The 22,273-nt window shown below is 65.0% G+C and carries 19 protein-coding genes; 9 read left to right on the top strand and 10 right to left on the bottom strand.

Features of this window, described 5'->3' with window-relative positions; translation table 11 throughout:
* Both E3227_RS04720 and E3227_RS04715 read left to right on the top strand, forming a co-directional pair.
* Complete coding sequence (locus E3227_RS04720) at window positions 1-729, top strand: CPBP family intramembrane glutamic endopeptidase (protein WP_144317714.1); 729 nt, start codon at window positions 1-3, stop codon at window positions 727-729.
* 10 nt (window positions 730-739) lie between these two features.
* Window positions 740-2,020, top strand: coding sequence for an LCP family protein (locus E3227_RS04715; RefSeq protein WP_144317713.1), 1,281 nt, complete (start codon window positions 740-742; stop codon window positions 2,018-2,020).
* Here E3227_RS04715 and E3227_RS04710 read toward each other — a convergent pair.
* From E3227_RS04710 to E3227_RS04700, 3 genes are all read right to left on the bottom strand, one after another.
* Window positions 2,017-3,570, bottom strand: coding sequence for an alanine/glycine:cation symporter family protein (locus E3227_RS04710; protein WP_144317712.1), 1,554 nt, complete (start codon window positions 3,568-3,570; stop codon window positions 2,017-2,019). The genes E3227_RS04715 and E3227_RS04710 overlap by 4 nt on opposite strands.
* Window positions 3,571-3,703: 133 nt before the next feature.
* Window positions 3,704-4,648 carry a formimidoylglutamase gene (gene hutG / locus E3227_RS04705; protein ID WP_144317711.1) on the bottom strand — a complete coding sequence of 315 codons (945 nt, stop codon included), beginning with the start codon at window positions 4,646-4,648 and terminating at the stop codon, window positions 3,704-3,706.
* Window positions 4,645-6,078 carry an amino acid permease gene (locus E3227_RS04700; protein ID WP_144317710.1) on the bottom strand — a complete coding sequence of 478 codons (1,434 nt, stop codon included), beginning with the start codon at window positions 6,076-6,078 and terminating at the stop codon, window positions 4,645-4,647. Before E3227_RS04700 ends, hutG begins: the two co-directional genes overlap by 4 nt.
* An 81-nt stretch (window positions 6,079-6,159) precedes the next feature.
* Between E3227_RS04700 and E3227_RS04695 the strand changes: the two genes are divergently transcribed.
* The 5 genes from E3227_RS04695 to hutI all read left to right on the top strand — a co-directional run bounded on the left by E3227_RS04695 (window position 6,160) and on the right by hutI (window position 12,601).
* The gene (locus E3227_RS04695) at window positions 6,160-6,903 is read left to right on the top strand and encodes an IclR family transcriptional regulator (RefSeq protein ID WP_144317709.1); all 744 of its coding nucleotides are present in this window, start codon (window positions 6,160-6,162) and stop codon (window positions 6,901-6,903) included.
* Window positions 6,904-7,048: 145 nt separating this feature from the next.
* Entirely contained in the window at window positions 7,049-7,816 is a 768-nt protein-coding gene (locus tag E3227_RS04690) for an Abi family protein (protein ID WP_170228631.1), read from the top strand.
* A 116-nt stretch (window positions 7,817-7,932) separates the two neighbouring features.
* A complete protein-coding gene (gene hutH / locus E3227_RS04685; RefSeq protein ID WP_144317707.1) occupies window positions 7,933-9,486 on the top strand; it encodes a histidine ammonia-lyase in 1,554 nt (517 codons plus the stop codon).
* 225 nt (window positions 9,487-9,711) lie between these two features.
* Window positions 9,712-11,406, top strand: a complete 1,695-nt coding sequence (locus E3227_RS04680) for a urocanate hydratase (RefSeq protein WP_144317706.1) — start codon at window positions 9,712-9,714, stop codon at window positions 11,404-11,406.
* 10 nt (window positions 11,407-11,416) lie between these two features.
* Entirely contained in the window at window positions 11,417-12,601 is a 1,185-nt protein-coding gene (hutI, locus tag E3227_RS04675) for an imidazolonepropionase (RefSeq protein ID WP_144317705.1), read from the top strand.
* A gap of 3 nt (window positions 12,602-12,604) precedes the next feature.
* On the opposite strand, the gene E3227_RS04670 is transcribed toward hutI, so the two are convergent.
* From E3227_RS04670 to E3227_RS04645, 6 genes are all read right to left on the bottom strand, one after another.
* Window positions 12,605-13,720 (bottom strand): ABC transporter ATP-binding protein, encoded by a 1,116-nt coding sequence (locus tag E3227_RS04670; RefSeq protein ID WP_144317704.1) that lies wholly within the window; start codon window positions 13,718-13,720, stop codon window positions 12,605-12,607.
* A 13-nt stretch (window positions 13,721-13,733) separates the two neighbouring features.
* A complete protein-coding gene (locus tag E3227_RS04665; protein ID WP_211346252.1) occupies window positions 13,734-15,041 on the bottom strand; it encodes an ABC transporter substrate-binding protein in 1,308 nt (435 codons plus the stop codon).
* A 28-nt stretch (window positions 15,042-15,069) separates the two neighbouring features.
* Window positions 15,070-15,996: a carbohydrate ABC transporter permease gene (locus tag E3227_RS04660; protein ID WP_083789528.1), complete on the bottom strand. Its 927-nt coding sequence runs from the start codon at window positions 15,994-15,996 to the stop codon at window positions 15,070-15,072.
* Entirely contained in the window at window positions 15,997-16,956 is a 960-nt protein-coding gene (locus tag E3227_RS04655) for a carbohydrate ABC transporter permease (RefSeq protein ID WP_136651308.1), read from the bottom strand.
* A gap of 78 nt (window positions 16,957-17,034) precedes the next feature.
* Window positions 17,035-17,955, bottom strand: a complete 921-nt coding sequence (locus tag E3227_RS04650) for a DUF5926 family protein (protein WP_144317703.1) — start codon at window positions 17,953-17,955, stop codon at window positions 17,035-17,037.
* A gap of 21 nt (window positions 17,956-17,976) precedes the next feature.
* Window positions 17,977-18,783 (bottom strand): glycerophosphodiester phosphodiesterase, encoded by an 807-nt coding sequence (locus E3227_RS04645; protein WP_144317702.1) that lies wholly within the window; start codon window positions 18,781-18,783, stop codon window positions 17,977-17,979.
* Between the two features lie 90 nt (window positions 18,784-18,873).
* Here E3227_RS04645 and E3227_RS04640 point away from each other — a divergent pair, with 90 nt between their 5' ends.
* Window positions 18,874-20,808, top strand: a complete 1,935-nt coding sequence (locus E3227_RS04640; RefSeq protein WP_245527462.1) for an alpha/beta-hydrolase family protein — start codon at window positions 18,874-18,876, stop codon at window positions 20,806-20,808.
* Here the strand turns inward: E3227_RS04640 and msrA are convergent.
* Complete coding sequence (gene msrA, locus E3227_RS04635) at window positions 20,805-21,446, bottom strand: peptide-methionine (S)-S-oxide reductase MsrA (protein WP_136651312.1); 642 nt, start codon at window positions 21,444-21,446, stop codon at window positions 20,805-20,807. The two genes, E3227_RS04640 and msrA, sit on opposite strands and share 4 nt — an antisense overlap.
* Window positions 21,447-21,570: 124 nt before the next feature.
* Here msrA and E3227_RS04630 point away from each other — a divergent pair, with 124 nt between their 5' ends.
* Window positions 21,571-22,173 (top strand): superoxide dismutase, encoded by a 603-nt coding sequence (locus E3227_RS04630; RefSeq protein ID WP_006840378.1) that lies wholly within the window; start codon window positions 21,571-21,573, stop codon window positions 22,171-22,173.
* Window positions 22,174-22,273 lie beyond the last annotated feature (100 nt).

Raw genomic sequence — 22,273 nt, 5'->3', positions numbered from 1 at the left:
ATGCGCACTCGTGGAGAGCGGATCCGTGTGGAGATCCTCATCGTGCTCGCCGTCACGTTCGGCTTGTCCGGCGTGCGCTCGCTGTTGAGGCTTGTCGACGCCCTGCTGGCCGAACCCGCCCTCAACGAACAACAGGTGACGCTCAACGACGCCGCCTCCGACGTCTCCTGGCTCGACCTCGCCCTGCAGCTGTGCTCCGCGGCCTCGCTTCTGGCGTGGGGCGCGCTCGCGCTGTTCCTGCTGGATAAGTCGCTGCCGCGGCTGCGGTGGCGCGACTGGCTGCACGGCGCGGGGCTCGCCGCGCTGATCGGGCTGCCGGGGCTTGTCCTCTACGTCACTGCGCTGAACATGGGCTTGTCGAAGCAGGTCATCCCCACCACCGAGGCCGTGCAGGTGCCCACGCTGTTGCTGTGGTCCTTCGCCAACGCCTTCGGCGAGGAGACCGTGGTGGTGATGTGGCTGATCACGCGGCTGCGCCAGCTTGGGTGGGGGCCGTGGCCCGCCATCGCCGCGTCCTCGGTGCTGCGCGGTAGCTACCACCTTTACCAGGGAGTTTCGGCGGGGTTTGGCAACATCGTGATGGGCGTCGTCTTCGGCTACTTCTACCACCGCACCGGGAAGGTGTGGCCGTTGATCCTGGCGCACTTTCTTATCGACGCCGTCGCGTTCGTCGGCTACCTGCTCGTGCCCGGGTCGCTACTTTCCTCGTTGGGTATAGCGGCGGGTTAAACTGCTGCACATGCCGACCACACCTCACTCGAACGACCCCAGGGACAACCTGGGCGACTACGTGCTGGGCAAGGACGGGAAGCCCATCGTGGACCGCTACGGTCGCCCCGTACGCCGCCGCGTCGAACGCGCCCCCCGGCCCGAGCCCCGCCCGCGCGAGGAGGTGCCCCGCTTCGAGCGGGTGCAGCGCCCGCCGATGGACCACACGCGCCAGTACCAGCCGCGGCGCACCCCGCAGCTGCCCGAGCGCGACAGGCCCGCACCGCAACCGCGGCCTGTGCAGCAGCCGCCGCGGCGCGTCAGCCGGCCGGTAGAGCCGGCGCCCATGGCCGTGTCGCGCTCGCGCGTGCGCCAAGCGCCGCCCGCGGCGGCGCAGGCTCCGGTGCGTGCGCGGAGGCGTCGAAAAGCACCCGGCTGCTTCTCCGTATTCGCACTCGTTGTCGTGCTCCTCATCGCCGGGGTCCTCTTCACCGACGCGCGCCTGAACCGCGTCGACGCGCTTCCCGACGAGCGCATCGCCAACACCGCCGGCACGAACTGGCTGCTCGTCGGCTCCGATTCGCGCCAGGGCCTCAGCGAGGACGACATCGCGCGCTACGGCACCGGCGGCGACCTCGGCGTCGGCCGCACCGACACGGTGATGCTGCTGCACCTACCGCGCACGGGGCCGGCGACCCTGGTGTCCATCCCGCGCGACTCGTACGTCTCCATCCCAGGCTACGGCATGGACAAGATCAACGCCGCCTTCGCCTACGGCGGGCCGAAACTGCTGGCGACGACCGTGGAGCAGAACACGGGGCTGCGCGTGGACCGCTACGCGGAGATCGGCATGGGCGGGTTTGCAGGCGTGGTCGACGCCATTGGTGGCGTCGAGATCTGCGTCGCCGAGCCGATCCAAGACCCCCTGGCTAACCTGGACGTCCAGCCCGGCTGCCAGAAGATGGACGGCGCGACGGGCCTGGGCTACGTGCGCACCCGCGCGACAGCGCTGGGCGATCTGGACCGGGTGAACCGCCAGCGCGAGTTCCTCTCAGCGATTGTCAACGAGGTCACGTCGCCTGCCGTGCTTCTCAACCCGTTCCGGCTCATCCCGCTCATGTGGGCTGTGCCGGGGATGTTCACCGTCAACACGGGCGACCACGTGTGGAACTTGGCGCGTATCCCGCTCGCGATGCGCGGCGGGCTGAAAACGGAAACGGTGCCGCTCGGTGGCTTTTTAGACACCGAGGTCGGCAACGTTATGTTGTGGGACGAGGCTGGCGCCGAGGCGCTGTTCTCGTCGCTGCGTTAAACCGTCTTCTCAGTCTTTACCGCAGCGGCAGGCAACTCGGTCCACGTGCCGGCCGCGACCATGTCGGCCTTTCGCTTGACCCAGAAGTCCGCGCCCTTGATGCCCAGCGCCTCGGGGTCGAACTGCGGGTCGAGCCCGGCCTTCTTCTGGCGGCGGTAATCCCACAGGCACTTCAGGGCCGGGCCCTGGATGACCAGGATGGCCAGGATGTTCAGCCACGCGGTCGCGCCGACGCCGATGTCACCCAGCGCCCAGGCGGCACCCGGCGTGCTGGTCGCACCGATGTAGACAGAGATGAGGATGAGCACTCGCAGCACCCAGATAATGACCCGGCGGGCGGTCTCGTTGTTCACCCAGCGGTTGAGGTAGGTGAAGTTCACCTCGGCGAGGTAGTAGTAAGCAAGCACGGTGGTAAACGCGAAGAACATAATCGCGATAGCCACGAACGACGGTCCGATGCCCGGCGCGAGGGTGTTCAGGCCCTCCTGGACAAACCCGGGTCCGACCTCGACGCCGTCGGGAAGCGAGCCTGCGTAGCGCACGGGGCCGTCCTCAGACTGGCCGTCGAACACCTTGTACATGTCGGTGGAGATGATGATGAACGCCGTCGCGGAGCAGACGAACAGCGTATCGACGTACACCGCAAAGGCCTGCACAAAGCCCTGCTTGGCGGGGTGGGAAACCTCGGCCGCAGCCGCGGACTGCGGGCCCGTGCCCTGGCCAGCCTCGTTGGAGTAGATGCCGCGCTTGACGCCCCAGAGGATCGCGGCGCCGAGCATGCCGGAGAACATTGCCTCCTGGTCGAAAGCGGAGCGGAAGATCAGGCCGAAGACCTCGGGGATCTGCCCGGCGTTGACCGCAAGGATAACGATGGCCGCGATGATGTACAAAACCGCCATCACCGGAACGACGAGGGAGGCGAACATCGCGATGCGCTTGACACCACCGATGACGATGATGCCGAGCAGAACCACCATGGCCACGCCTGAGATCCAGGTCGGCACGGTCCAGGCGTTTTCAACCGCTGCGGCAACGCCGTTGGCCTGGATGCCGGGGAGGAAGTAGGAGGTGGCCAGAATCATGCTGATAGCGAAGATCACAGCGTAGACCAGGGCAAACGGCCGGGCGGCGGTGTGCGCTGCGGCCTTTTCAATGTAGAAGGCCGGGCCGCCGCGGTACTCGCCGGTGTCGCGGTCCTTCTCCTTGTAGATCTGCGCCAGGGTGCACTCCACGAACGAGGTTGCAGATCCCAGCAGCGCAACAAGCCACATCCAAAACACCGCGCCAGGCCCACCGAACGCAATGGCGGTGGCGACACCTGCGATGTTGCCCACGCCCACACGTCCGGCGAGCGAAATCATCAGCGATTGGAACGAGGAAATGCCAGATTCCGATTTTTCACCCTGCGTGATTTGCTTCAGCATGTCGGGAATGCAGCGAATTTGCAGGAACAGCGTGACGATGGTGAAGTACGCGCCGGCACCGAGGCACAGGTACACCAGCCAGTTCGACCAGATCAGGCCGTTAAGCGTGTCGATAAACCCCTCCATAGCGGGTTCCTCCCAGTATCCGAGTATTAGGTTGGCAACATCCTGTGTGAATGTTGGGGTTAAGAATAGACTTTTCGCCTATTAAGCGATAGGTTTTTGCCGAAAAAATTTCGCTTGCTTGTCGACGCCCACCTCAACGCCCACTTCTACACCGCACGTGCGCCGCCACGATGTCGTGGATCAGCCGCGCCGCGGTGCGCGCCGTGCGCGCGTCAATGTCGTAGCGTGGATTGAGTTCGACCACGTCGACGAGCACCAACCGCCCTGTGCCGGCCACGGCGGTGGCGATGGCCCGGATTTTTTCCAGGGCGACCCCGAACCCGGCCGGCGCGGAGACCCCCGGGGCGGTCGAGGCGGGCAGAACGTCTAGGTCGATGCTCAGGTGGATCGGCCGCTGCCCAGCAACGCAGTCGAGCGCCACGCGTGCGCACTCGGCCGGGCTCAGCTGCGCGAGCTCGGTGTCGAGCACGGTGCGCACCCCGAGCCGCGCGGCGGTATGAAACAGCGTTGCGGTGTTGTTCGGCTCGGAGACGCCCAGCACCGAGTAGTTGAACTGATCTCCGCACAGCTGCGCGATCTGGGCAAACGGGGTGCCCGACGTGGGGTATGGGGCATCGCGCAGGTCGAAGTGGGCGTCGAGGTTGATGATGCTCATCTCCCCGCGCGCCTCACGCACCCCGCGGTGGGTGGCAAACGAGGTTTCGTGGCCTCCGCCGAGCACGACGACCAGGTTGCCCGTGGCAGCGAGGTCGCGCACGCGCTCGGAAAGCTCGCGCTGCGCGGATTCCAGGTCCTCGCCCTGGGTGGTGACCGTGCCGACGTCGAAACGCAGGGCCTCGTCGTGGATGGCCAGGTCCGCCAGGGCGTGTCGCAGCGCGGCGGGGCCTTCGGCGGCGCCGGCGCGACCGCCGTTTCGCTGCACGCCCTCGTCGGATGAGAAACCAATCAGTGCAACCCCGCCCGCGGCCGCCTCCCGGCGGATCACGCTGTGCCAGCGGGCGTGGTCGGGCCCGGGGCCGTCGTCACGCCCACTCCACGGCTCGGCGGGGCTGTAGAGGGGAGCGCAGACCGTGTTCATGAGGCTGATCCTCCAGTGGTGTTGCGGACAAAGCCGCCGGGGACGGGGTTGTTCACGCCCTCGACCCGGTAGCGGCCGGTGGCGTAGTAGGTGGCGATGCAGGCGACGGAGAACACCACACCGACGGCGAGCGGCATGCGGAACTCCGGCAGCCACGCCATCACGCCGAAGGTGAACAGGATGAACGCCAGCGCGAAGTACTGGCCGAGCGGCCACAGCGGCACGCGGTAGCCCAGGGTCTGCGCCTCGGCGGATGGCATGTGGCGTCGAGAAGCAAGGTGGGCGAGCAGGATCATCATCCACACGAAGATGGTGGCGAAGGTGGCCAGGGCGGCGATGATGGCGAAGACCGACTCCGGGATCAGCGCGTTGAGCACCACGCCAATGATCAGGACGCCGAGCAGGATAAAGGTGGTCATGACCGGCACCCCGCGCACCGTTTTCGCCATGGCCTGCGGCGCGAGGTGCTGGTTGGCCAGGCCCGCGAGCACGCGGCCGGCGCCGAAGATGTCGGCGTTGATGGCGGACAGCGCTGCAGTGATCACGATGACGTTGAGCAGCGCGGCGGCCCAGTTCACACCGAGTGCGGTGAAGATCTGCACGAACGGCGACTCATCGCCCGTGATCGTGTGCCAGGGGTTGATCATCAAAATCACGAGGATCGCCAGCACGTAGAACAGCAGGATGCGGGCGGGCACGGTGTTAATCGCCTTCGGGATCGCGCGCGAGGGGTCCTCGGCCTCGGTACCGGCCACGCCGATGATCTCCGTGCCGCCGAAAGCGAAGAGCACGAGGATGAAGGATGCCGCCATACCGGAAATACCGTTGGGGAAGAACCCGCCCTGAATGACTAGGTTGGCCGGGCCGGTGGTCTCCGCTGAGGACAGGCCAAGGATGAGCACGGCCGCGCCCGCGACGATCATCGCCACCACGGCGCCGACCTTGACGATGGTGAACCAGAACTCCAGCTCGCCAAAGACACGTGTCGACGCCACATTCGCCGCGCCGACGATCAGCAGCGCCACGACGATCCACACCCAGCGCGACACGTCCGGAAACCAAAAGCCCATGTAGATGCCAATCGCGGTGAGGTCGGCCATGGCGACGATGACCATCTCAAACGCGAACATCCAGCCAGTGAGGAAACCCGCCGAGCCGCCCAGGTGGGCTCGCGTGTACTCGGCAAAGGAGCCGCGCACGGGGTGGCGCACGGCCATCTCACCGAGGGCGCGCAGCACGAAGTACACCACCGCGCCGCCGAGGAGGTAGACAAGCAGCACCGCAGGCCCCGCGGCCTGGATCGCCCCAGCCGAGCCGTAGAACAGGCCGGTGCCGATCGCGGAGCCCAGCGCGATGAAGTGGAGGTGGCGCGAGGTCAGTCCGCGGCCCTGCGATTGGCCGGCCGCGCCACTGGGGTGAATGGTCGTCATAGGTATCGAAGTTTAAATCCCCCGATCACGTCGCCGCGAAACTCTCTCGCCGCCTAGTCTCGTATGCCAGACTTTAAGGGTATGGCCACACCACATGTTCCCGCCGCGCGCAACGCCCTGCGCATCCTGTCGCTGCTGTCGCAGTCCGACGCCCCCTTGTCCGCAGCGCGGATCCAACGAGAGCTTGAGCTGCCCCGCTCGTCGACCTACCACCTGCTGCGCGAGCTCGAGCGCTGCGGGTTTGTGGTGCACCTCGCCAACCCGGGTACCTACGGCCTGGGACCTGCGGCGTATGAAATGGCCGCCGCCTACACCACGCAGCAGCCGCTTGTGCGCCTCGCCGCGAAAGACCTCGAGGCCATCGCCGCGCACATCGGCGGGTCCACCCACCTCTCGCGCATGGCGGGCTCCGAGATCGTCTACGTCCACGAGGCCCGCGCACCCAAGGCAGTCTCCCTGGTCACCGAGGTTGGGGTTCGCCTGCCCGCCTTATCGACGGCCTCCGGACGCGCCATGGTCGCCCACCTCCCGGACACCGAGGTCAAGGCGGTGTTTTCCACCTCGGGCGAGCACGGCACATTCCGCGCGGTCAGGGCGCGGCTAAAACTTGTGCGCGAGCGCGGCTGGGACGAGGAGCGCGAGGAGGTCTCGCGCGGGCAGGAATCCGTCGCCGTGGCGGTACTCGACCACCTGGGCAGGCCCGCAGCGGCGCTCGCAGCGACGTTCGCGGTAGGCAGCCGTGACGAGGAGCAGCGCGCGGAAGTGATCCGGCGCTTGAGCACGGCGGCGGGGCGGGTGTCGGAGCGGTTCTTTGGTGGGGTGTGAGTCAGCGCGAAGCGGTGCACCGCATGACAAAACCCCTCCGCAGCCAGTCCGCTGAACGGGTGACTTATCGCAAGAGGGGATTACATGGATTATTCTATCTACAAACGGGGATTCTTTCAACACGCTGGGGGGAGGCACTTTTCGGTTGATTAAAATCGAATGGGTGTCGGAGGACCGTCTGACACCATACATCGATAGAACTTGGGGTTGTCCGGATCGGGCACGCGAGCTCTACGAGCTAGACCGCCGACTCAGCGCACTATTATTCGAGGCGATTTCGTATATAGAAGTTGCCCTGCGAAACTCGATTAATGCTTATTTAACCGAGACGTATGGCGATGATTGGTACACGCAGGTCGAAGTTGGTTTCGACAATCGAGTACGAGCGAACATCACCGAATCCTGGGAGAGTTTACCTAAGAGATTCACTTCGGTAAACGCGGATCGGAACAGGAAATTGGGCGGCCGGGTTGTTGCTGCGTCAATGTTCCGAACCTGGACAAACATGCTGGATAAGGGAGACGTCTCGGCGCTTCCCGCTCCGTTCGATCGGGCTGACCACGATAGAATCTGGGACGCTATGGCCCTAAATCGCGTGTTTCCCGGAGCACGGCAACTTGCGCGGCAACAAGATCCCGATTTCGAGCATCACGGCCTTACTCGCCAGTGGGTCTACACGAAAGTATTTCCGGTAAGGCAAATAAGAAACAGAATTGCTCACCACGAATCCTTAACCCCGAAAGGCGTTCCAATTACAGGGACGAATACCCGGCTGACTCCGCGCGAATGCCATCACGCTTGTCTCGAACTCGGTGCCATGATTGACCGAGACCTGCGTTCTTTCCTGGAAAATCTTGCAGTCACTAATGCTCTGAATGAGCTGGATTCCTTCACCGGATCGCTGCAAACGTAGACCCAACCCCGAGCACCCGCTACACTATCCCTCGTCGCGTCTGGCTGTCGCGCGTTGAACTATCCCGCGCCCTGCTTAGAGGGCGGGTTTCCCACGCAATCATAAAGAGGACAGCCATGACCACCACTTACCCCTCCACCGTGACCGTCGGCATCGGCGCGCTGACCATCGATGAGGTCGTCGCCGTCGCCCGCTATGGCGCGACAGTTGAGGTCGACCCCGCCGCGTTGACAGAGGTCGCCGCCACGCGCGATCGCATCGAGGAGCTCGCAAACGACCCCACCCCCGTCTACGGTATTTCCACCGGCTTCGGCGCGTTGGCGCGGCGCCACATCCCCGAGGCGATGCGCGCCCAGCTGCAGCTTTCGCTCGTCCGCTCCCACGCCGCCGGCTCCGGGCCCGAGGTCGAGCAGGAAGTCATCCGCGCGCTGATGCTGCTGCGCCTGTCCACCCTGTGCACGGGCCGCACCGGGGTGCGCCCGGTCGTCGTCGAAACGTACGCGGCCGTGCTCAACGCGGGCATCACCCCGGTCGTGCGCGAGTATGGCTCCCTGGGTTGCTCGGGCGACCTCGCACCCCTGGCCCACTGCGCGCTGGCCTTGCTCGGCGAGGGCGAGGTGCGTGTCGACGGCGGCGCTATCACCCCTGCCGCCGACGCGCTTTCCGCCGCCGGGATCGAGCCGCTCGCCCTGCGGGAGAAGGAGGGGTTGGCGCTGATCAACGGCACCGACGGCATGCTCGGACAGCTCTGCCTGGCCATCACGGATCTGCGCGAGGCCGCCAAGGTCGCCGATATCGCCACCGCGATGACGGTCGAGGGGCTCACCGGCACGCTGACCGTATTCGCCGACGACCTGCAAAAACTGCGCCCGCATCCGGGTCAGGCCGACTCGGCCGCCAACATCCGCGCGGTGGCCGCAGGTTCCGAGATCCTCGGGGCGGCGGCGGCCGAGTTCAAGCAGAAGCAGGTCCAAGACGCCTACTCGGTGCGCTGCGCCCCGCAGGTCGCGGGCGGCTTCCGCGACACGCTGGCGCACGCCCAGCTGGTGGCGGGCCGCGAGCTCGCCTCGGCGGTGGACAACCCCGTCGTCGCCCTCGACGGCCGAGTGACCTCGAACGGCAACTTCCACGGTGCGCCGGTGGCCTACGCGCTCGACTTTTTGGCGATTGTCGCCGCCGATCTGGCGTCGATTAGCGAGCGCCGCACGGACCGCTTCTTGGATACCGCCCGCAACCGCGGCCTTAACGCCTTCCTGGCCGACGACCCAGGCGTCGATTCCGGGCACATGATCGCGCAGTACACGCAGGCAGGCATCGTCAGCGAGCTCAAGCGCAACGCGAACCCGGCGTCGGCGGATTCGATCCCGTCGTCGGCGATGCAGGAGGATCACGTCTCGCTCGGCTGGTCCGCCGCGCGCAAGCTGCGCCGCAGCGTCGATGGGCTGCAGCGCGTGCTCGCGATCGAGATCCTCACCGCGGCGCGCGCGATCGAGATGCGCGGAGCCGCCCCCGCTTCGGGCACGAAGGCCGCGATTGACGTGCTACGCGAACGTGTCGACGGCCCCGGCACCGACCGCTACCTCTCCCCCGAGATCGAGTACTCGGTGGCCCTGGTGAAGGACGGATCCTACGTCGAGGCGGTGGAGGCGGTCGTCGGCGCGCTGCGCTAGCCCACCCCAACCACTCCGCGCCGGTGTCTCGCATGTGAGACACCTGCCCAGTTTTTGCCCTTAACCGCCACGATCGCGCCCGCTACCGTCGATCCCAGACATGACCAATGTCACGCAATGTGTGGCGCGATTCGCTTTGCTGTGGCGGGGACAGCCCCGGGACTCCGGCCCGACGCAACAAGGCGAGCAGCGCTGCAGCGTAGCCACGCACAGAAGGGAAGCGCGATGAGCGAAAAGAACTGGGCCGAGGGCGCACGTGAGGTGCGCGCGCCGCGCGGCACCGACATCTCCGCCAAGAGTTGGCAGACCGAAGCGCCGCTGCGCATGCTGCACAATAACCTCGACCCCGAAGTCGCGGAGCACCCCGACACCCTCGTCGTGTACGGCGGAACGGGGCGCGCCGCGCGCAGCTGGGAGGCGTTTGATGCGATCGTCGATACGCTGCGCGAGCTTGAGCCCGACGAGACGCTGCTGGTGCAGTCCGGCAAGCCCGTTGGCGTGTGGCGGACCAACGAGTGGGCCCCGCGCGTGCTCATCGCCAACTCCAACCTCGTCGGCGACTGGGCCAACTGGGAGCACTTCCGCGCACTCGAGGACGAGGGTCTGATGATGTACGGCCAGATGACCGCCGGTTCCTGGATCTACATCGCCACCCAGGGCATCCTGCAGGGAACCTTTGAAACCTTCTACGCGGTGGCGAAGAAGCTTTACGACGGCACGCTGGCCGGCACTCTGACGCTGACTGGCGGCTGTGGCGGCATGGGCGGGGCGCAGCCGCTCGCCGTCACCCTCAACGGCGGCGTCTGCCTCATCGTTGATGTCGACGAGTCCCGCCTGCGCCGCCGCCAGGAAAAACGCTACCTCGATACCGTCACCGCGGACCTTGAGGAGGCAATCCGCCTGGTCACCGAGGCCAAGAAAGAGCGGCGCGCATTGTCCGTCGGTCTCGTCGGCAACGCCGCCGAGGTCTTCCCCGAGATGCTGCGCCGCCACCGCGCCGGCGAGCTCACCGTGGACATCGTCACCGACCAGACCTCCGCCCACGACCCGCTGGCGTACCTTCCCACCGAGATCACCGTGGATCAATGGCACGCCGAGGCGGCCGCCGACCCGGTGACCTTCACCAAGAAGGCACGCGAGGCGATGGCCACCCAGGTCCAGGCGATGGTCGAGTTCAAGGACTCAGGCGCCGAGGTCTTCGACTACGGCAACTCCATCCGCGACGAGGCCCGCAAGGCCGGCTACACGCGCGCCTTCGAGTTCCCCGGCTTCGTGCCCGCCTACATCCGCCCGCTGTTCTGCGAGGGCCTCGGCCCCTTCCGCTGGGTGGCGCTGTCCGGCGACCCGGAAGACATCAAGGTCACCGACCAGGCGATCAAGGACGCCTTCCCCGACAACGAGCACCTGCACCACTGGCTTGACGCTGCCGAGGAGTACGTCGAGTTCGAGGGCCTTCCCGCGCGCATCTGCTGGCTCGGCTACGGCGAGCGCGCCAAGGCCGGGGTGATCTTTAACAACCTGGTCAAGGAGGGCAAGGTCAAAGCGCCGATCGTCATCGGCCGCGACCACCTCGATTCCGGCTCCGTGGCCTCGCCCTACCGCGAGACGGAGGCGATGTTGGATGGCACTGACGCCGTGGCCGACTGGCCGCTGCTCAACGCCATGACCGCCGTCGCCGGCGGGGCGACCTGGGTGTCCATCCACCACGGCGGCGGCGTCGGGATGGGCCGCTCCATCCACACCGGGCAGGTCACGGTGGCCGACGGCACGCAGCTCGCCGAGGCGAAGCTGAAGGCTGTGCTCACCAACGACCCGGGCATGGGTGTGATCCGCCACGTTGACGCCGGCTACACCCGCGCGCACGGGGTGGCCGAAGAGCGCGGCGTGCGCATCCCGATGAAGTTCACGGCACGCGACTAGGGTGCGCACCATGGCTACCCTCCTTACCGGAATCTCGGAGCTGCGCACCGTCTCTGAGCTCGGCACGGTTCACGACGCCGCCCTTCTCACCCGCGGCGGTCTCATCGAGTGGGTCGGCCCCGCTGACCAGGCCCCGCCCGCCGACGAGACAGTCGACCTCGGCGGGCGCGCGGTGCTACCCGGTTGGGTGGATTCCCATACCCACATGGTCTTCGACGGCAACCGCGCGGACGAATTCGAGGCCCGCATGGCGGGAAAGTCCTACGCCGCCGGCGGCATCGCGGTAACCATGGAGGCCACCCGACAGGCGAGCACGGCGCGTCTCGACGCCCTGGTGGCCGAGCGCGTCGCCGCAGGCCACGCCGGTGGAACCACCAGCTTCGAGACGAAAACCGGCTACGGCCTCGACGTCGCCTCCGAGGCCGAGGCCGCGAAGGTGGCCGCGCGCCACGTCGGCGACGTCACCTTCCTCGGCGCGCATCTCGTCCCGCCAGGTGCCGACCCGGAGACCTACGTCGGCGAAGTCGTCGGCCCCATGCTCGAAGCGGTGCGCGAACACGTGCAGTGGATCGACGTGTTCTGCGAGCGCGGCGCGTTCACCGAGGCGCAGTCGCGCCGCGTGCTCGAGGCCGGCCGTGCCGCGGGCCTGGGCCTGCGCGTGCACGGCAACCAGCTCGGCGAGGGCCCGGGCGTGCGCCTGGCAGTGGAGCTCGGCGCGGCCAGCGTCGACCACGTCAACCACCTCACCGAGTCCGACATCGAGCTGCTCGCCGGCTCGGAGACGGTGGCAACCATCCTGCCCGCCTGCGACTTGTCCACCCGCGAAAAGCTCGCGCCTGCGCGCACGCTTCTCGACGCCGGCGTGACCGTCGCCATCGCCTCCAACTTGAACCCCGGCACCTCGTTCACCTCGTCGATGAACTTCTGCGTCACCACCGCGGTGCTGCAGCAGCACTTGAGCCTCGACGAGGCGATCACCGCTGCGACCACCGGAGGCGCCAAGGCCCTGCGCCGCCATGACGTCGGCGGCGGCAAGGACCCATCAGGCCGCCCCGCCAAAGGCACCCTGGTGCCCGGCGCGGCAGCGGACCTGCACGTTCTGAACACCACGAGCGCAATCGACCTCGCCTACCGCCCCGGTATGCCGCTGACGTGGCAGACGTGGGTGGGGGGTGATTTGGTGTTCAGCGCCTAGGGCTCAGAGGTAGTCGTAGTTGATCTCGGTCTCTGGGTGGAAGAACAACGCCCCGCCTGCCGCAGGCCGGAGATAGATTGTGTCCCCCTTCTCAATCTCAACCCCGCGCGGGACCTCCACGGTGATATTTTCGCCGCGCACGCTCACGCCAGCATCCGCAGCACAGGTCCCGTAAACGTACTGTTGCGCGCCGAGGTGCTCGATAATGTTAACCACGACCGGCACTGCCCGGCCCGCAGCGCCGGCACCTACTCCAACAATCTCCCAATTCTCTGGGCGCACACCGACTAGCACATTCGCCTCATTGATCTTGGACGCGATCGCGCTCGGGATGTTGTACTGCACGCTTCCAATGGTCGCGGTCGCGTTGTTGACCTCGACGGCGTCGATAAGCGTAATGGCCGGTGTGCCAATGAAACCGGCCACGAAGGAATTGCCGGGGTTGGTGTACAGGGTGCGCGGAGTATCAACCTGCTGGACCACGCCCTGCTTGAGCACGCACACACGATCGCCCATCGTCATCGCTTCCGTTTGATCGTGAGTGACGTATACGGTTGTGGTTCCCAGGCTGCGCTGCAGCTCTAGGATCTGTGCTCGCGTGGACACACGCAACTTCGCATCCAAGTTGCTCAAGGGCTCGTCCATGAGGAATACCTTGGGCTGGCGCACAATCGCGCGACCCATTGCCACTCGCTGTCGCTGACCGCCAGACATCGCCGCGGGCTTCTTGTCAAGCAGGTCCTCGAGTTCGAGCATGCGAGCCGCGAACGCGACGCGTTCTTCGATGACTGCCCGATCCACTTTCGCGTTCTTCAACGCAAAGGCCATGTTCTGGCGTGCGGTCATATTCGGGTAAAGAGCATAGGATTGGAAAACCATGGCGACGTCGCGGTCACGCGGTTGAGTCCGCGCGACATCCTCTCCGTCGATCAGAATCTCGCCCTCGTCGACTGGTTCAAGACCTGCGAGCATCCTCAGTGTCGTTGACTTGCCGCAACCGGAGGGGCCGACCAGAACCAAGAATTCCCCGTCAGCAATTTCGAGGTTGATACGGTTTGCAGCGGATGGCCGCTCCGGATCGAAGATCCGCGAGGCCTGCCGAAAAACTACTGTCGCCATGGTTTTTCCCTTGTTAGAGCTTCGGCTCGATGTCGCGCTTGACGACTTGCTCGGTTTCTTTGTTCAGCTCGTCAAAGACCGTCTCGACGTCCTCGTTGCCGATGGTGATGCGGTCCAACGCCGCTCCAATGCGCTGGCCGCCGCCAGGAACAAAGACGCGGGCGTAGTCCTGGGGCTGGGTGTTTTCCCCGAGCTGCTCAATCGCGGTGCGCGCATTCGGGTTTTCGTTCAGGAATTGCTCCTCACGCGGGTTGGTGACCGCATCCTTGCGCACGGGCATGTACCCGGTCGCCTGCGAGAAGGTGATCGTGTTCTCCTCGTTGGTCATGAAGTCCGCAAACTTCACCGCGTTGGCTTTGCGTTCATCGGAGATACCGTTCGGGATTGCCAGGCCAGCACCACCAGTTGCCGCAGACGGGCTGGGGCCAGGAAGGAACGTCGTGATAAACGGGACCGTGGCGGACTTGTTCAGCCCCCCTAGCGAGCCGGTGGACTGGAGCAAGCCCGAGACGTTGCCGTTGCCGAAAGCAACGGTCGGATCTGTCGAAATTTCCACGTGGCCCTTTCGCACCTGATCCTGCAGGAACTTGCCAGCCTCAATCGTCCCTGGCGAGGTAAACGTCGGCGTCCACTCATCCGAGTACGCACCGTCGAATGCCCAGACCATGCCCTGGAAGTACCAGTCCAAGTAGTTCGAGCCATCCGGGATCGTCAGCGCAGGCTTGTTCAGATCAGCCTTGATTTTTTGCGCCCACTTATCGAACTCCTGCCAGGTTTCGGGGCCACGGTCCGTGGGCAGACCTGCGGCCTGAAGATCGTCGGTGTTCCAGTACATCAAGTTCGTCGAGCGCGCGTAGGGCACGCCGTAGTGCTTGCCGTTGTACTCGTAGTCGTCACGAAGCGTATCCACGTAGGACTCGGCGTCAATGTTGTTTTCCTGCCACAGATCTTCCAGCGGGGTCGTCGCCTCGTTGAGTGCGAAGTTGAACCAGGTGACATCGGACGCGACAACGACGTCCGGAAGGTCGCCACCCGCGAGAGCGGCGTTGAAGCGCTGAGCAACTTCCTCGTAGTTGGAGCCCGCCGTCACGAGCTCGACGTCGAGGTCGGGATTCTGTTTCTCAAACTCTTCAATAAGAGCGAGCTCCGTGTCGCGAGAAGAACCCGGGTGGTTCGACCAGAAGGTGATGGTAGAGGGGTCGCCTTCCTGGCCAGCAGAACCAGCGGACATGCTGCCTCCGGCGCAGGCGGTCAATCCCGCAGTGGCGACAAGCGCCATGCCGAGCCCGATGAGGCGTGATCGAAGTGGTGTGCGTGACATGTGAACTCCTTGTTCGTGTTGGTGAGGGCTAACCTTTAACGGCGCCCGCTGTGAGGCCCTTGATCATCTGTCTCTGTAGGACGAGGAAGATGATGATCATGGGCAAGGTGGTCAGGACCGTTCCCGCCATCACAGGCGCCCAGTTCGTCAGACCTTCCGCGTCCTGCAGACGCGTCAGCCCGACAGGCAGCGTGGCTGCCCGTGGGGTATCCGTGATGAGGAACGGCCACAGGTACTGGTTCCATTCGGTGACGACTGTGATCAGGACGAACGCCGAGAGGGTCGGCCATGACAACGGCAACACCACCCGGAACATGGTGGTGAAGAAGTTCGCCCCGTCCATCTTGGATGCTTCGAGGATCTCCCTCGGCAACGATTGGAAGTGGTTGCGCATCAAGAACGCGCCGAAGGCTACGCCCGCCAGCGGCACAATGACGCCGAGGTACGAATCGCGCCAGCCCAGGGAGGCCACCAGCGCGTAGTTGGAGATGATGGTGATCTCGTTCGGCACCATGAGAGCCGCGATGACCAGCAGGAAGAGCAGGTCGCGGCCAGGGAAGCGAAGGAAGGCGAAAGCGTAGGCCGACATCACCCCGAGAATGACCTCAACGACAGTGAGCACGAGGGTGATAATCACCGAGTTACGCAGGTACTGCGCGAAGCCCGAGCTTTGCCACACATAAGAGTAATTCTCGGGTGCAACCGGATCGGGCCAGAATGTGATCGGGTCGGAGTACACGTCCTGGAACGTCTTGAAGCTCGTCACCACGATGAAGTACAGGGGGACGAGAATCAAGAGCACGGCGACTGCGAGCACGATGTAGCCGAAGACACGCAAGGCGAGATTGGGGGTAGAGGACGATCCTGGCGAGTGCCGAACCGGTTCACCCACGCCTTGGGTACCGGGAACCGGGGGCAGTTCGTGCCCTCCGAGGGGCTGCACCACGTGCGACATCTACCTCTCCATCCTTTGCTGGATCTTCAACTGCAGCACCGTAATGGCGAGCACCGCCAGGAACATGATCGTGGCGATCGCCGCTCCGTAGCCGGCCCTGTTATTGATGAAGGTCTCCTGGTACACCTGGTACACCATCGTCGACGTTCCGTATCCGAACGGGCCACCGTTGGTCATCGCGCTGATGATGTCGAATACCTGGAAGGAGTTCAGAAGAACGGTGATAAGCAGGAAAAATGTTGTCCCCCGCAGCTGCGGGGCGATCACCCTGAAAAAGTGCCGCACTGGAGGGGTGCCGTCGATTTCGGAAGCCTCATCCAAATCCTTGCGCCGAGCTTGCAGCGCAGCGAGGTAAATGACGAACGTATATCCCGTGTTTTTCCAAATGTAGGTCGTGGTGACCATAAACAGAGCCCAATTGGAGTTCTGGTAAAAATTCGGCACCGGCAACCCGAAGATCCCGAGCACGTACTGAATGAGCCCGTAGCTCGGGTCAAAAACAAACTGGAAGGCGACACCGATTGCCGCACCGGAGATCACATAGGGGGCGAAGACTGTCGATCGAGCTGCCGAACGCCCGAATAGCTTCTGGTCCAGCAACAGTGCCAACGTTAGGCCGAGCACCATCGAGCCCACGACCGCAGAAAAAGTGAAGACGGCAGTATTGAAAACAACTCGACCTGTCTCCGGCGCCTGGAACCATTGGATGTAGTTGTCCAACCCAACGAAATTCATGGTCGGCGACGCGATGTTCCAGTTAAAGAACGACACCCGGATGTTGTCCACCAGTGGGCGGTAGGTGAAGAGGATCAGCAGAATGAGGTTGGGACCAATGAGCAAGGCAGCAAGTCCAACTTGCTTCCAGTCGGTCCGCGCGGAATTGCGTTGCCGCGATGCCCCCGCACCCACCGGGCGGGGGACGTCGTTGACTGCCGGAATAGCCGCGCCCCTCGAGGTCATGACGTGCAGCGTATGGGGCAACGCTGAACGGTTAGTTCATTCCAGCGAAAGACTTGGTGAACAGGCGGTAACGAGGGACTAGATTGTCACCTGCCGCGACTTGATGTTGTCCAGCTGCTTGCGCTCGTCGGCGCTGAGCTGGGCGTCATTGTCGTACTCGGCAGCGATCTTCGTCTCCAGCTCCTGGAGCGCACCGGCGTAGGAGGCCACATCGACGGCCGGGTCGACATCCCACACCGGCACGACCACGCCGTGGGTGCGAAACGCCCCGGCGAACTTGCTTCCCTCGCCGACGGTGAGCTCCCCGCGCGCGGCGATGCGCGCCAGGGCAGACAAGATCTGGTTTTCGTTGTCGTCGGTGCGCACCCAGCGGATGTGGCCCTTGCCGCCGCCCGGGTTAACCCACCAGATTGAGCCCGGCACGTCCGCCTTGACCTGGGTCGATGGGATAACTGCGTCGTTGGCGCGCGACAGGGCCTGCTGCACCTCGGCCGGTATGTTTGCTCCCTTGGGGAACCACCAGGTGAAGTCCTGGTGTTCGGTGATGGTGGGCGTGGTCGAGGCGTCGATAAGCGATGAAAGCTCAGGTTGGGTGCCGTCGGCGACCGTCGACTGCAGCGACTCGCCCGGCTCAGCGCTCAAGACCCAGTTCAGCGCGTAGGCGAGATCGCGGCCGGGGTTCTGCGAGTGGGAGCCGACCTGCAGCGCCACAAAACGCTCGCCGCCCTCGGATTCGGCGCGGCGCAGCGCGGCCCCCGTCCCGGGCAGCACCGTCACAACGTTGACGGTCTCGCCGGCGACCTCGAGGGCCGCCACCGCGGAGGGGACGAACTCCTGAAGCGCAATCAAGTCCGCCTCCGCGGCCAATCCGGCGTACGGGCGGGGGTCTTTTTGCAGCGCCTCGCGCTCGGCGGCACGCGCGGCGAGCTTCGCCTGCCTGCGGCTCATCCCTTCCGGCAAATTCTCAGGGGTCGCTTTCTTACGGTTCTTCTTAGCCATGGGGCCCAATGCTACCGGGGGCTAGCTCGTTGAGGACTGCGAAACCGGTGCAACGGTGCCGCGGGAAAGAGTTTCCACGGCCAAGTGCGGCAGATCGGTGGCAAACACGTCAACGCCGTTGTCGCGGCACCACAGCATCTGCTTCGGCAGGTTGACCGTCCACGTGTAGGTCTTCAAACCCTTGAACCCCAAAAGCTCGGGCTTGGCCTGCAGGTGCGCAAGCGCCGGGCCGACGCCGTACGGGCGCGAGAGCATGTGGTTTTTCTTGTTCCACTTCTTCTCGCGCAGACGGAATAGGTAGTAGGTTTCCAGTTCCGGGGCGAACTCGGTGAAGTAGCGCATCGCCCGGTGGGAAAACGAAATCAGGTGCACTCGCTCGGATTCGCGCAATCCCGCGTAGTGCAGGACGCGCAGCGTCTGCTCGTCGACTTCGGGGCCGTAGCGGGTGGGGTGCTTCGTTTCCACGTAAATGTGCTTGTCCGGGTAGTCCTGCATGAGCTCAAGCAGCTCGGCAAGCCGCATGATGCGCTGCGGGTTGTCGGGCGTTCCCGCGTTGAGGGTGCGCAGATCCGACCAGTCGGTGACGGACACCCTGCCGCTGCCGTTCGTGGTTCGGTTCAGGATCGGGTCGTGGAAGACAACCAGCTGCCCGTCACGGGAGAGCCGGACGTCGCACTCGATGCCGTGGATCGGCAGGCGTAACGCCTCGTCGAAGGCCTGGAACGTCTGCTCCGGGTAGAGCCCCGATGCGCCGCGGTGCGCGACGATTCCGGGATCAGTGCTGGTCTCACGCTCTCGAGCTGCGTTACTGCTCGTCAGGATGGTCACGTCTGTTTAACCTACAACCGCTTGGCCAATTGCGCGACCGGAGCGAAGTCCGTCCTGCGAGATGTAGCTCTTTTTGCAACAATGCTGGTTATGCTTTCGCCTCTGAAGCGTCTGCCGCGCTTCCCCCTCGCAGCCGTCCTCCGCAACCGTGCTGCGGACGCGCCGACGCTTGATGAAGCGATCGAAAACGCTAAGCAGCGCTACACCTTCGGGAGCCACGGCATCCTGGCCGCGCCGCTGATGGTGGCTGAGGTCTGGGCCGATCTCACCCCTGGCCTGCGGCTGAGGGGACTGCGGCGCCTTCCGAAAAATTTCGGCCCAGGTGTTCTGGGCGCGGAAATAGCGACCTGGGGTGCGATTTCACCGTCGCTTCTGCCCCACCGTTGGTGGGCGGTAGCGGCCAACGTCGCGATCTGCCAAGGCGTGGGCCACATCGCGGGCAACGTGGTCAATCAGACCGTCGCGCGCGGTGTGCGCTCGAGTGGGATTGTGCGCGACGAGCGCGTCGGAAAGTGGTCCAATACCGCGCTGCATTGGGGAATGAGCGCGGTAACCGTCATCACTTTCATCCAGTCGGCGCGGCGCCACGTTAAGCAGGTCGATTTGGTGGGCGGCGAGGACGAATTCAGCGTCGCAGAGTCCTTCGTCGGGATCACGCTGGGCACGCTCGGTTACGGGGTACTGCTCGCCACGGGCGAGGCGCTGCAATCGATCGTCGATACCGCGGCAGGGCTGCTGGGCCGGCGCCTGCCGCCGGTGACGTCCTGGCCGCTGGCGATCATCGCCGCCGGAACGGTCGTGGGCGTGTTCACCGACAGGCTCGTCGTGCGCCGCTTCCTCTCGCGCGCGTACAAGAGTGCCGAGGAGCTCGACCGCCAGTTCATGCAGGGCGCGGATCGGCCGACCGAGCCGGAGCGTTCGGGCTCGCCGCATTCTGAGGAGCGTTGGGCGACGATGGGCCGCCAGGGCCGCGCGGTTGTCGCCGGCGGGCCCCGCAAACGCGATATCGAAAGGATCATGGGGTCTGCCACCGCCGAACCGATCCGCATCTTCATCGGGCTTGACGACGGCCGCTCCTACGACGACATGGTAGCCGCGGCGCTGCGCGAGCTGGACCGCACCGACGCCTGGTCACGCACCCACCTCGCCGTGATGTCGGCGGCCGGGACGGGCTGGATCAACGACTTTCTCACCTCCGGGTTCGAGTTCGTCGGCCGCGGCGACACCGCGATCGTGGCCATGCAGTACTCCTACCTGCCCTCCGCCTACTCCTACCTCGCGGACCGCGACTCCCCCGTGCGCTCATCGCGCCTGCTTATCGACGCCATTCGCAAACGCTTGGGGGAACTTCCCGAAGACTCGCGCCCGAAGCTCTACGTCGCAGGCGAGTCCCTGGGCGCCTACGGCGTCACCGACGCCTTCGACACCATCGACGAGTTCCTCGACGGTGTCGCCGGTGGCGTGTTCACCGGCGTACCGGGATTCTCGCGCAGCCACAGAGAACTGACCGAGAACCGCGACGCTTCAAGCCCGCAGCGCCTCCCCATCGTCGACGGCGGTCGCCACATCCGGTTCGCCGCGCACCCGAGCCACATCCGCCACGACTTCGAGGGCAAGCCTTTTGCCAACGAGTGGGAAGAGCCGCGGGCCGTGTTTGCGCAGCACGCCTCCGACCCGGTGGTGTGGTGGGATTGGAAGCTGATCTACCAGGTGCCGGACTGGCTGAAAGAGCCCGGCTCCCGCGGAGTCGAGGCCCCCCGCGCGCAGCGCCTCGACGTTCCCGCCACGCTGCGCTGGGCGCCGTTTATCACGTTCTGGCAGGTCGGGATGGACCAGCTGGCCTCAAAGGAGTACCCCTCACCACACGGGCATAACTACCACGATGAGACGCTGGCCTACTGGGCGGCGGTGATGGACGTCGACGAGCCGGAGGAAACCCTCGAAGACGCCGCGGGCTGGATCCACAGGGACGCCACCAAGCTGCGCCGCCCACCGGGCGGGTTTCCCAACCGCCACGGGTACTAAATGCCGCAGGCGATTCCCGTGGAGTGGTGCGGGCAGTAACCGCCCGGCACCTTGTGCAGGTACTGCTGGTGGTCGTCCTCGGCGAGGTAGTAGTCGGCGCCTGAGCGCACCTCGGTGGTGATCGGCCCCAGGCCCGCCTGGGCAAGCTGCTCGCCGTACTGGTCCACCCAGCCGCGGATCAGCTCGGCCTCCTCCTCGGTGTCGGTGTAGAAGGCGGAGCGGTACTGGGTGCCCACGTCGTTGCCCTGGCGAAAGCCCTGGGTGGGGTCGTGGGCCTCGAGCCCGGCGCGGACGAGCTCCTTGAGTGTGATGCGCTGCGGGTCGTAGACCACCTCGACCAGCTCGGTGTGGTTGGTTCCTCCGGAGCAGACCTCGCGGTAGGTCGGGTTCGGGGTGACCCCGCCGCCGTAACCGACGGAGGTGGATTCGACACCGTCTAGCTGCCAGTACATTTTTTCCACTCCCCAGAAACAGCCCAGTCCGATGAGCAGCCTCTTTTGCCCCTCGCGCCAGGGGCCCGTAATCGGGGTGCCCAACACAGCGTGGGGTCGGGGCCGGGCCAGCACCGGCTCCTCCCGGCCGGGCAGGGCGTTGCGCGGATCGACGAGTTCAGGTGTGCGTCCAAAAAGAAATCCCATACTCGAGCCAACGCGGCCGGTCGCGGGAATGTTCCCTGAGCATGCGACCCGGGAACACGTCCCCAGGATTTTCCCTATCATGGGATGCGGACCATAAAAACAACCGAAAGGAATTTGAGGAATCATGGCTGTTTACGAGCTTCCTGACCTGCCCTACGCTTACGACGCGCTGGAGCCCCACATCTCCGCCGAGATCATGGAGCTTCACCACTCCAAGCACCACGCCAACTACGTCAAGGGCGCTAACGCTGCCCTCGAGGCACTCGAGGCTGAGCGGGGCGGTGAGGCTAACCCCGATACCCTGCGCGCCCTGACCAAGAACTTGGCGTTTAACTTGGGTGGCCACACCAACCACTCCATCTTCTGGAAGAACATGGCGCCGAACGCTGGTGGCGCGCCGACCGGTGAGGTCGCCGAGGCCATCAACCGCGATTTCGGCTCCTTCGAAAAGTTCCAGGCGCACTTCGAGGGTATCGCTAACGGCCTTCAGGGCTCCGGCTGGGCTGTGCTTGGCTACGATCACATTGCTGGTCGCCTTATCATCCAGCAGATGACTGACCAGCAGGGCAACATCTCCGTTGACTTCACCCCGCTGCTCATGCTCGACATGTGGGAGCACGCATTCTACTTGCAGTACAAGAACGTCAAGGCGGACTACGTCAAGGCGTTCTGGAACGTCGTCAACTGGGCGGACGTCAACGAACGTTACGCGGCTGCTGCCAAGTAAGCACGCTCACTCGATTCTTTGGGCCCCCTCCCCGCGCCCTCCCGCGCGGCGAGGGGGTCTATCGTTGCACACTGTGAGAAGGGGTACACGCGAGTACGCG

Source organism: Corynebacterium sanguinis (genome assembly GCF_007641235.1).
GTDB classification, from domain to species: domain Bacteria; phylum Actinomycetota; class Actinomycetes; order Mycobacteriales; family Mycobacteriaceae; genus Corynebacterium; species Corynebacterium sanguinis.
The sequence above is the reverse complement of the archived record's forward strand: the minus strand, read 5'-3'. Positions and strand labels throughout refer to the sequence as shown.

Excerpts from the sequence above, each read along its gene's own strand:
- E3227_RS04720 (WP_144317714.1), top strand. The coding sequence starts at position 1 with ATGCGCACTCGTGGAGAGCGGATCCGTGTGGAGATCCTCATCGTGCTC.
- E3227_RS04715 (WP_144317713.1), top strand. The coding sequence starts at position 740 with ATGCCGACCACACCTCACTCGAACGACCCCAGGGACAACCTGGGCGAC.
- E3227_RS04710 (WP_144317712.1), bottom strand. The coding sequence starts at position 3,570 with ATGGAGGGGTTTATCGACACGCTTAACGGCCTGATCTGGTCGAACTGG.
- hutG (WP_144317711.1), bottom strand. The coding sequence starts at position 4,648 with ATGAACACGGTCTGCGCTCCCCTCTACAGCCCCGCCGAGCCGTGGAGT.
- E3227_RS04700 (WP_144317710.1), bottom strand. The coding sequence starts at position 6,078 with ATGACGACCATTCACCCCAGTGGCGCGGCCGGCCAATCGCAGGGCCGC.
- E3227_RS04695 (WP_144317709.1), top strand. The coding sequence starts at position 6,160 with ATGGCCACACCACATGTTCCCGCCGCGCGCAACGCCCTGCGCATCCTG.
- hutH (WP_144317707.1), top strand. The coding sequence starts at position 7,933 with ATGACCACCACTTACCCCTCCACCGTGACCGTCGGCATCGGCGCGCTG.
- E3227_RS04680 (WP_144317706.1), top strand. The coding sequence starts at position 9,712 with ATGAGCGAAAAGAACTGGGCCGAGGGCGCACGTGAGGTGCGCGCGCCG.
- hutI (WP_144317705.1), top strand. The coding sequence starts at position 11,417 with ATGGCTACCCTCCTTACCGGAATCTCGGAGCTGCGCACCGTCTCTGAG.
- E3227_RS04670 (WP_144317704.1), bottom strand. The coding sequence starts at position 13,720 with ATGGCGACAGTAGTTTTTCGGCAGGCCTCGCGGATCTTCGATCCGGAG.
- E3227_RS04665 (WP_211346252.1), bottom strand. The coding sequence starts at position 15,041 with ATGTCACGCACACCACTTCGATCACGCCTCATCGGGCTCGGCATGGCG.
- E3227_RS04660 (WP_083789528.1), bottom strand. The coding sequence starts at position 15,996 with ATGTCGCACGTGGTGCAGCCCCTCGGAGGGCACGAACTGCCCCCGGTT.
- E3227_RS04655 (WP_136651308.1), bottom strand. The coding sequence starts at position 16,956 with ATGACCTCGAGGGGCGCGGCTATTCCGGCAGTCAACGACGTCCCCCGC.
- E3227_RS04650 (WP_144317703.1), bottom strand. The coding sequence starts at position 17,955 with ATGGCTAAGAAGAACCGTAAGAAAGCGACCCCTGAGAATTTGCCGGAA.
- E3227_RS04640 (WP_245527462.1), top strand. The coding sequence starts at position 18,874 with ATGCTTTCGCCTCTGAAGCGTCTGCCGCGCTTCCCCCTCGCAGCCGTC.
- msrA (WP_136651312.1), bottom strand. The coding sequence starts at position 21,446 with ATGGGATTTCTTTTTGGACGCACACCTGAACTCGTCGATCCGCGCAAC.
- E3227_RS04630 (WP_006840378.1), top strand. The coding sequence starts at position 21,571 with ATGGCTGTTTACGAGCTTCCTGACCTGCCCTACGCTTACGACGCGCTG.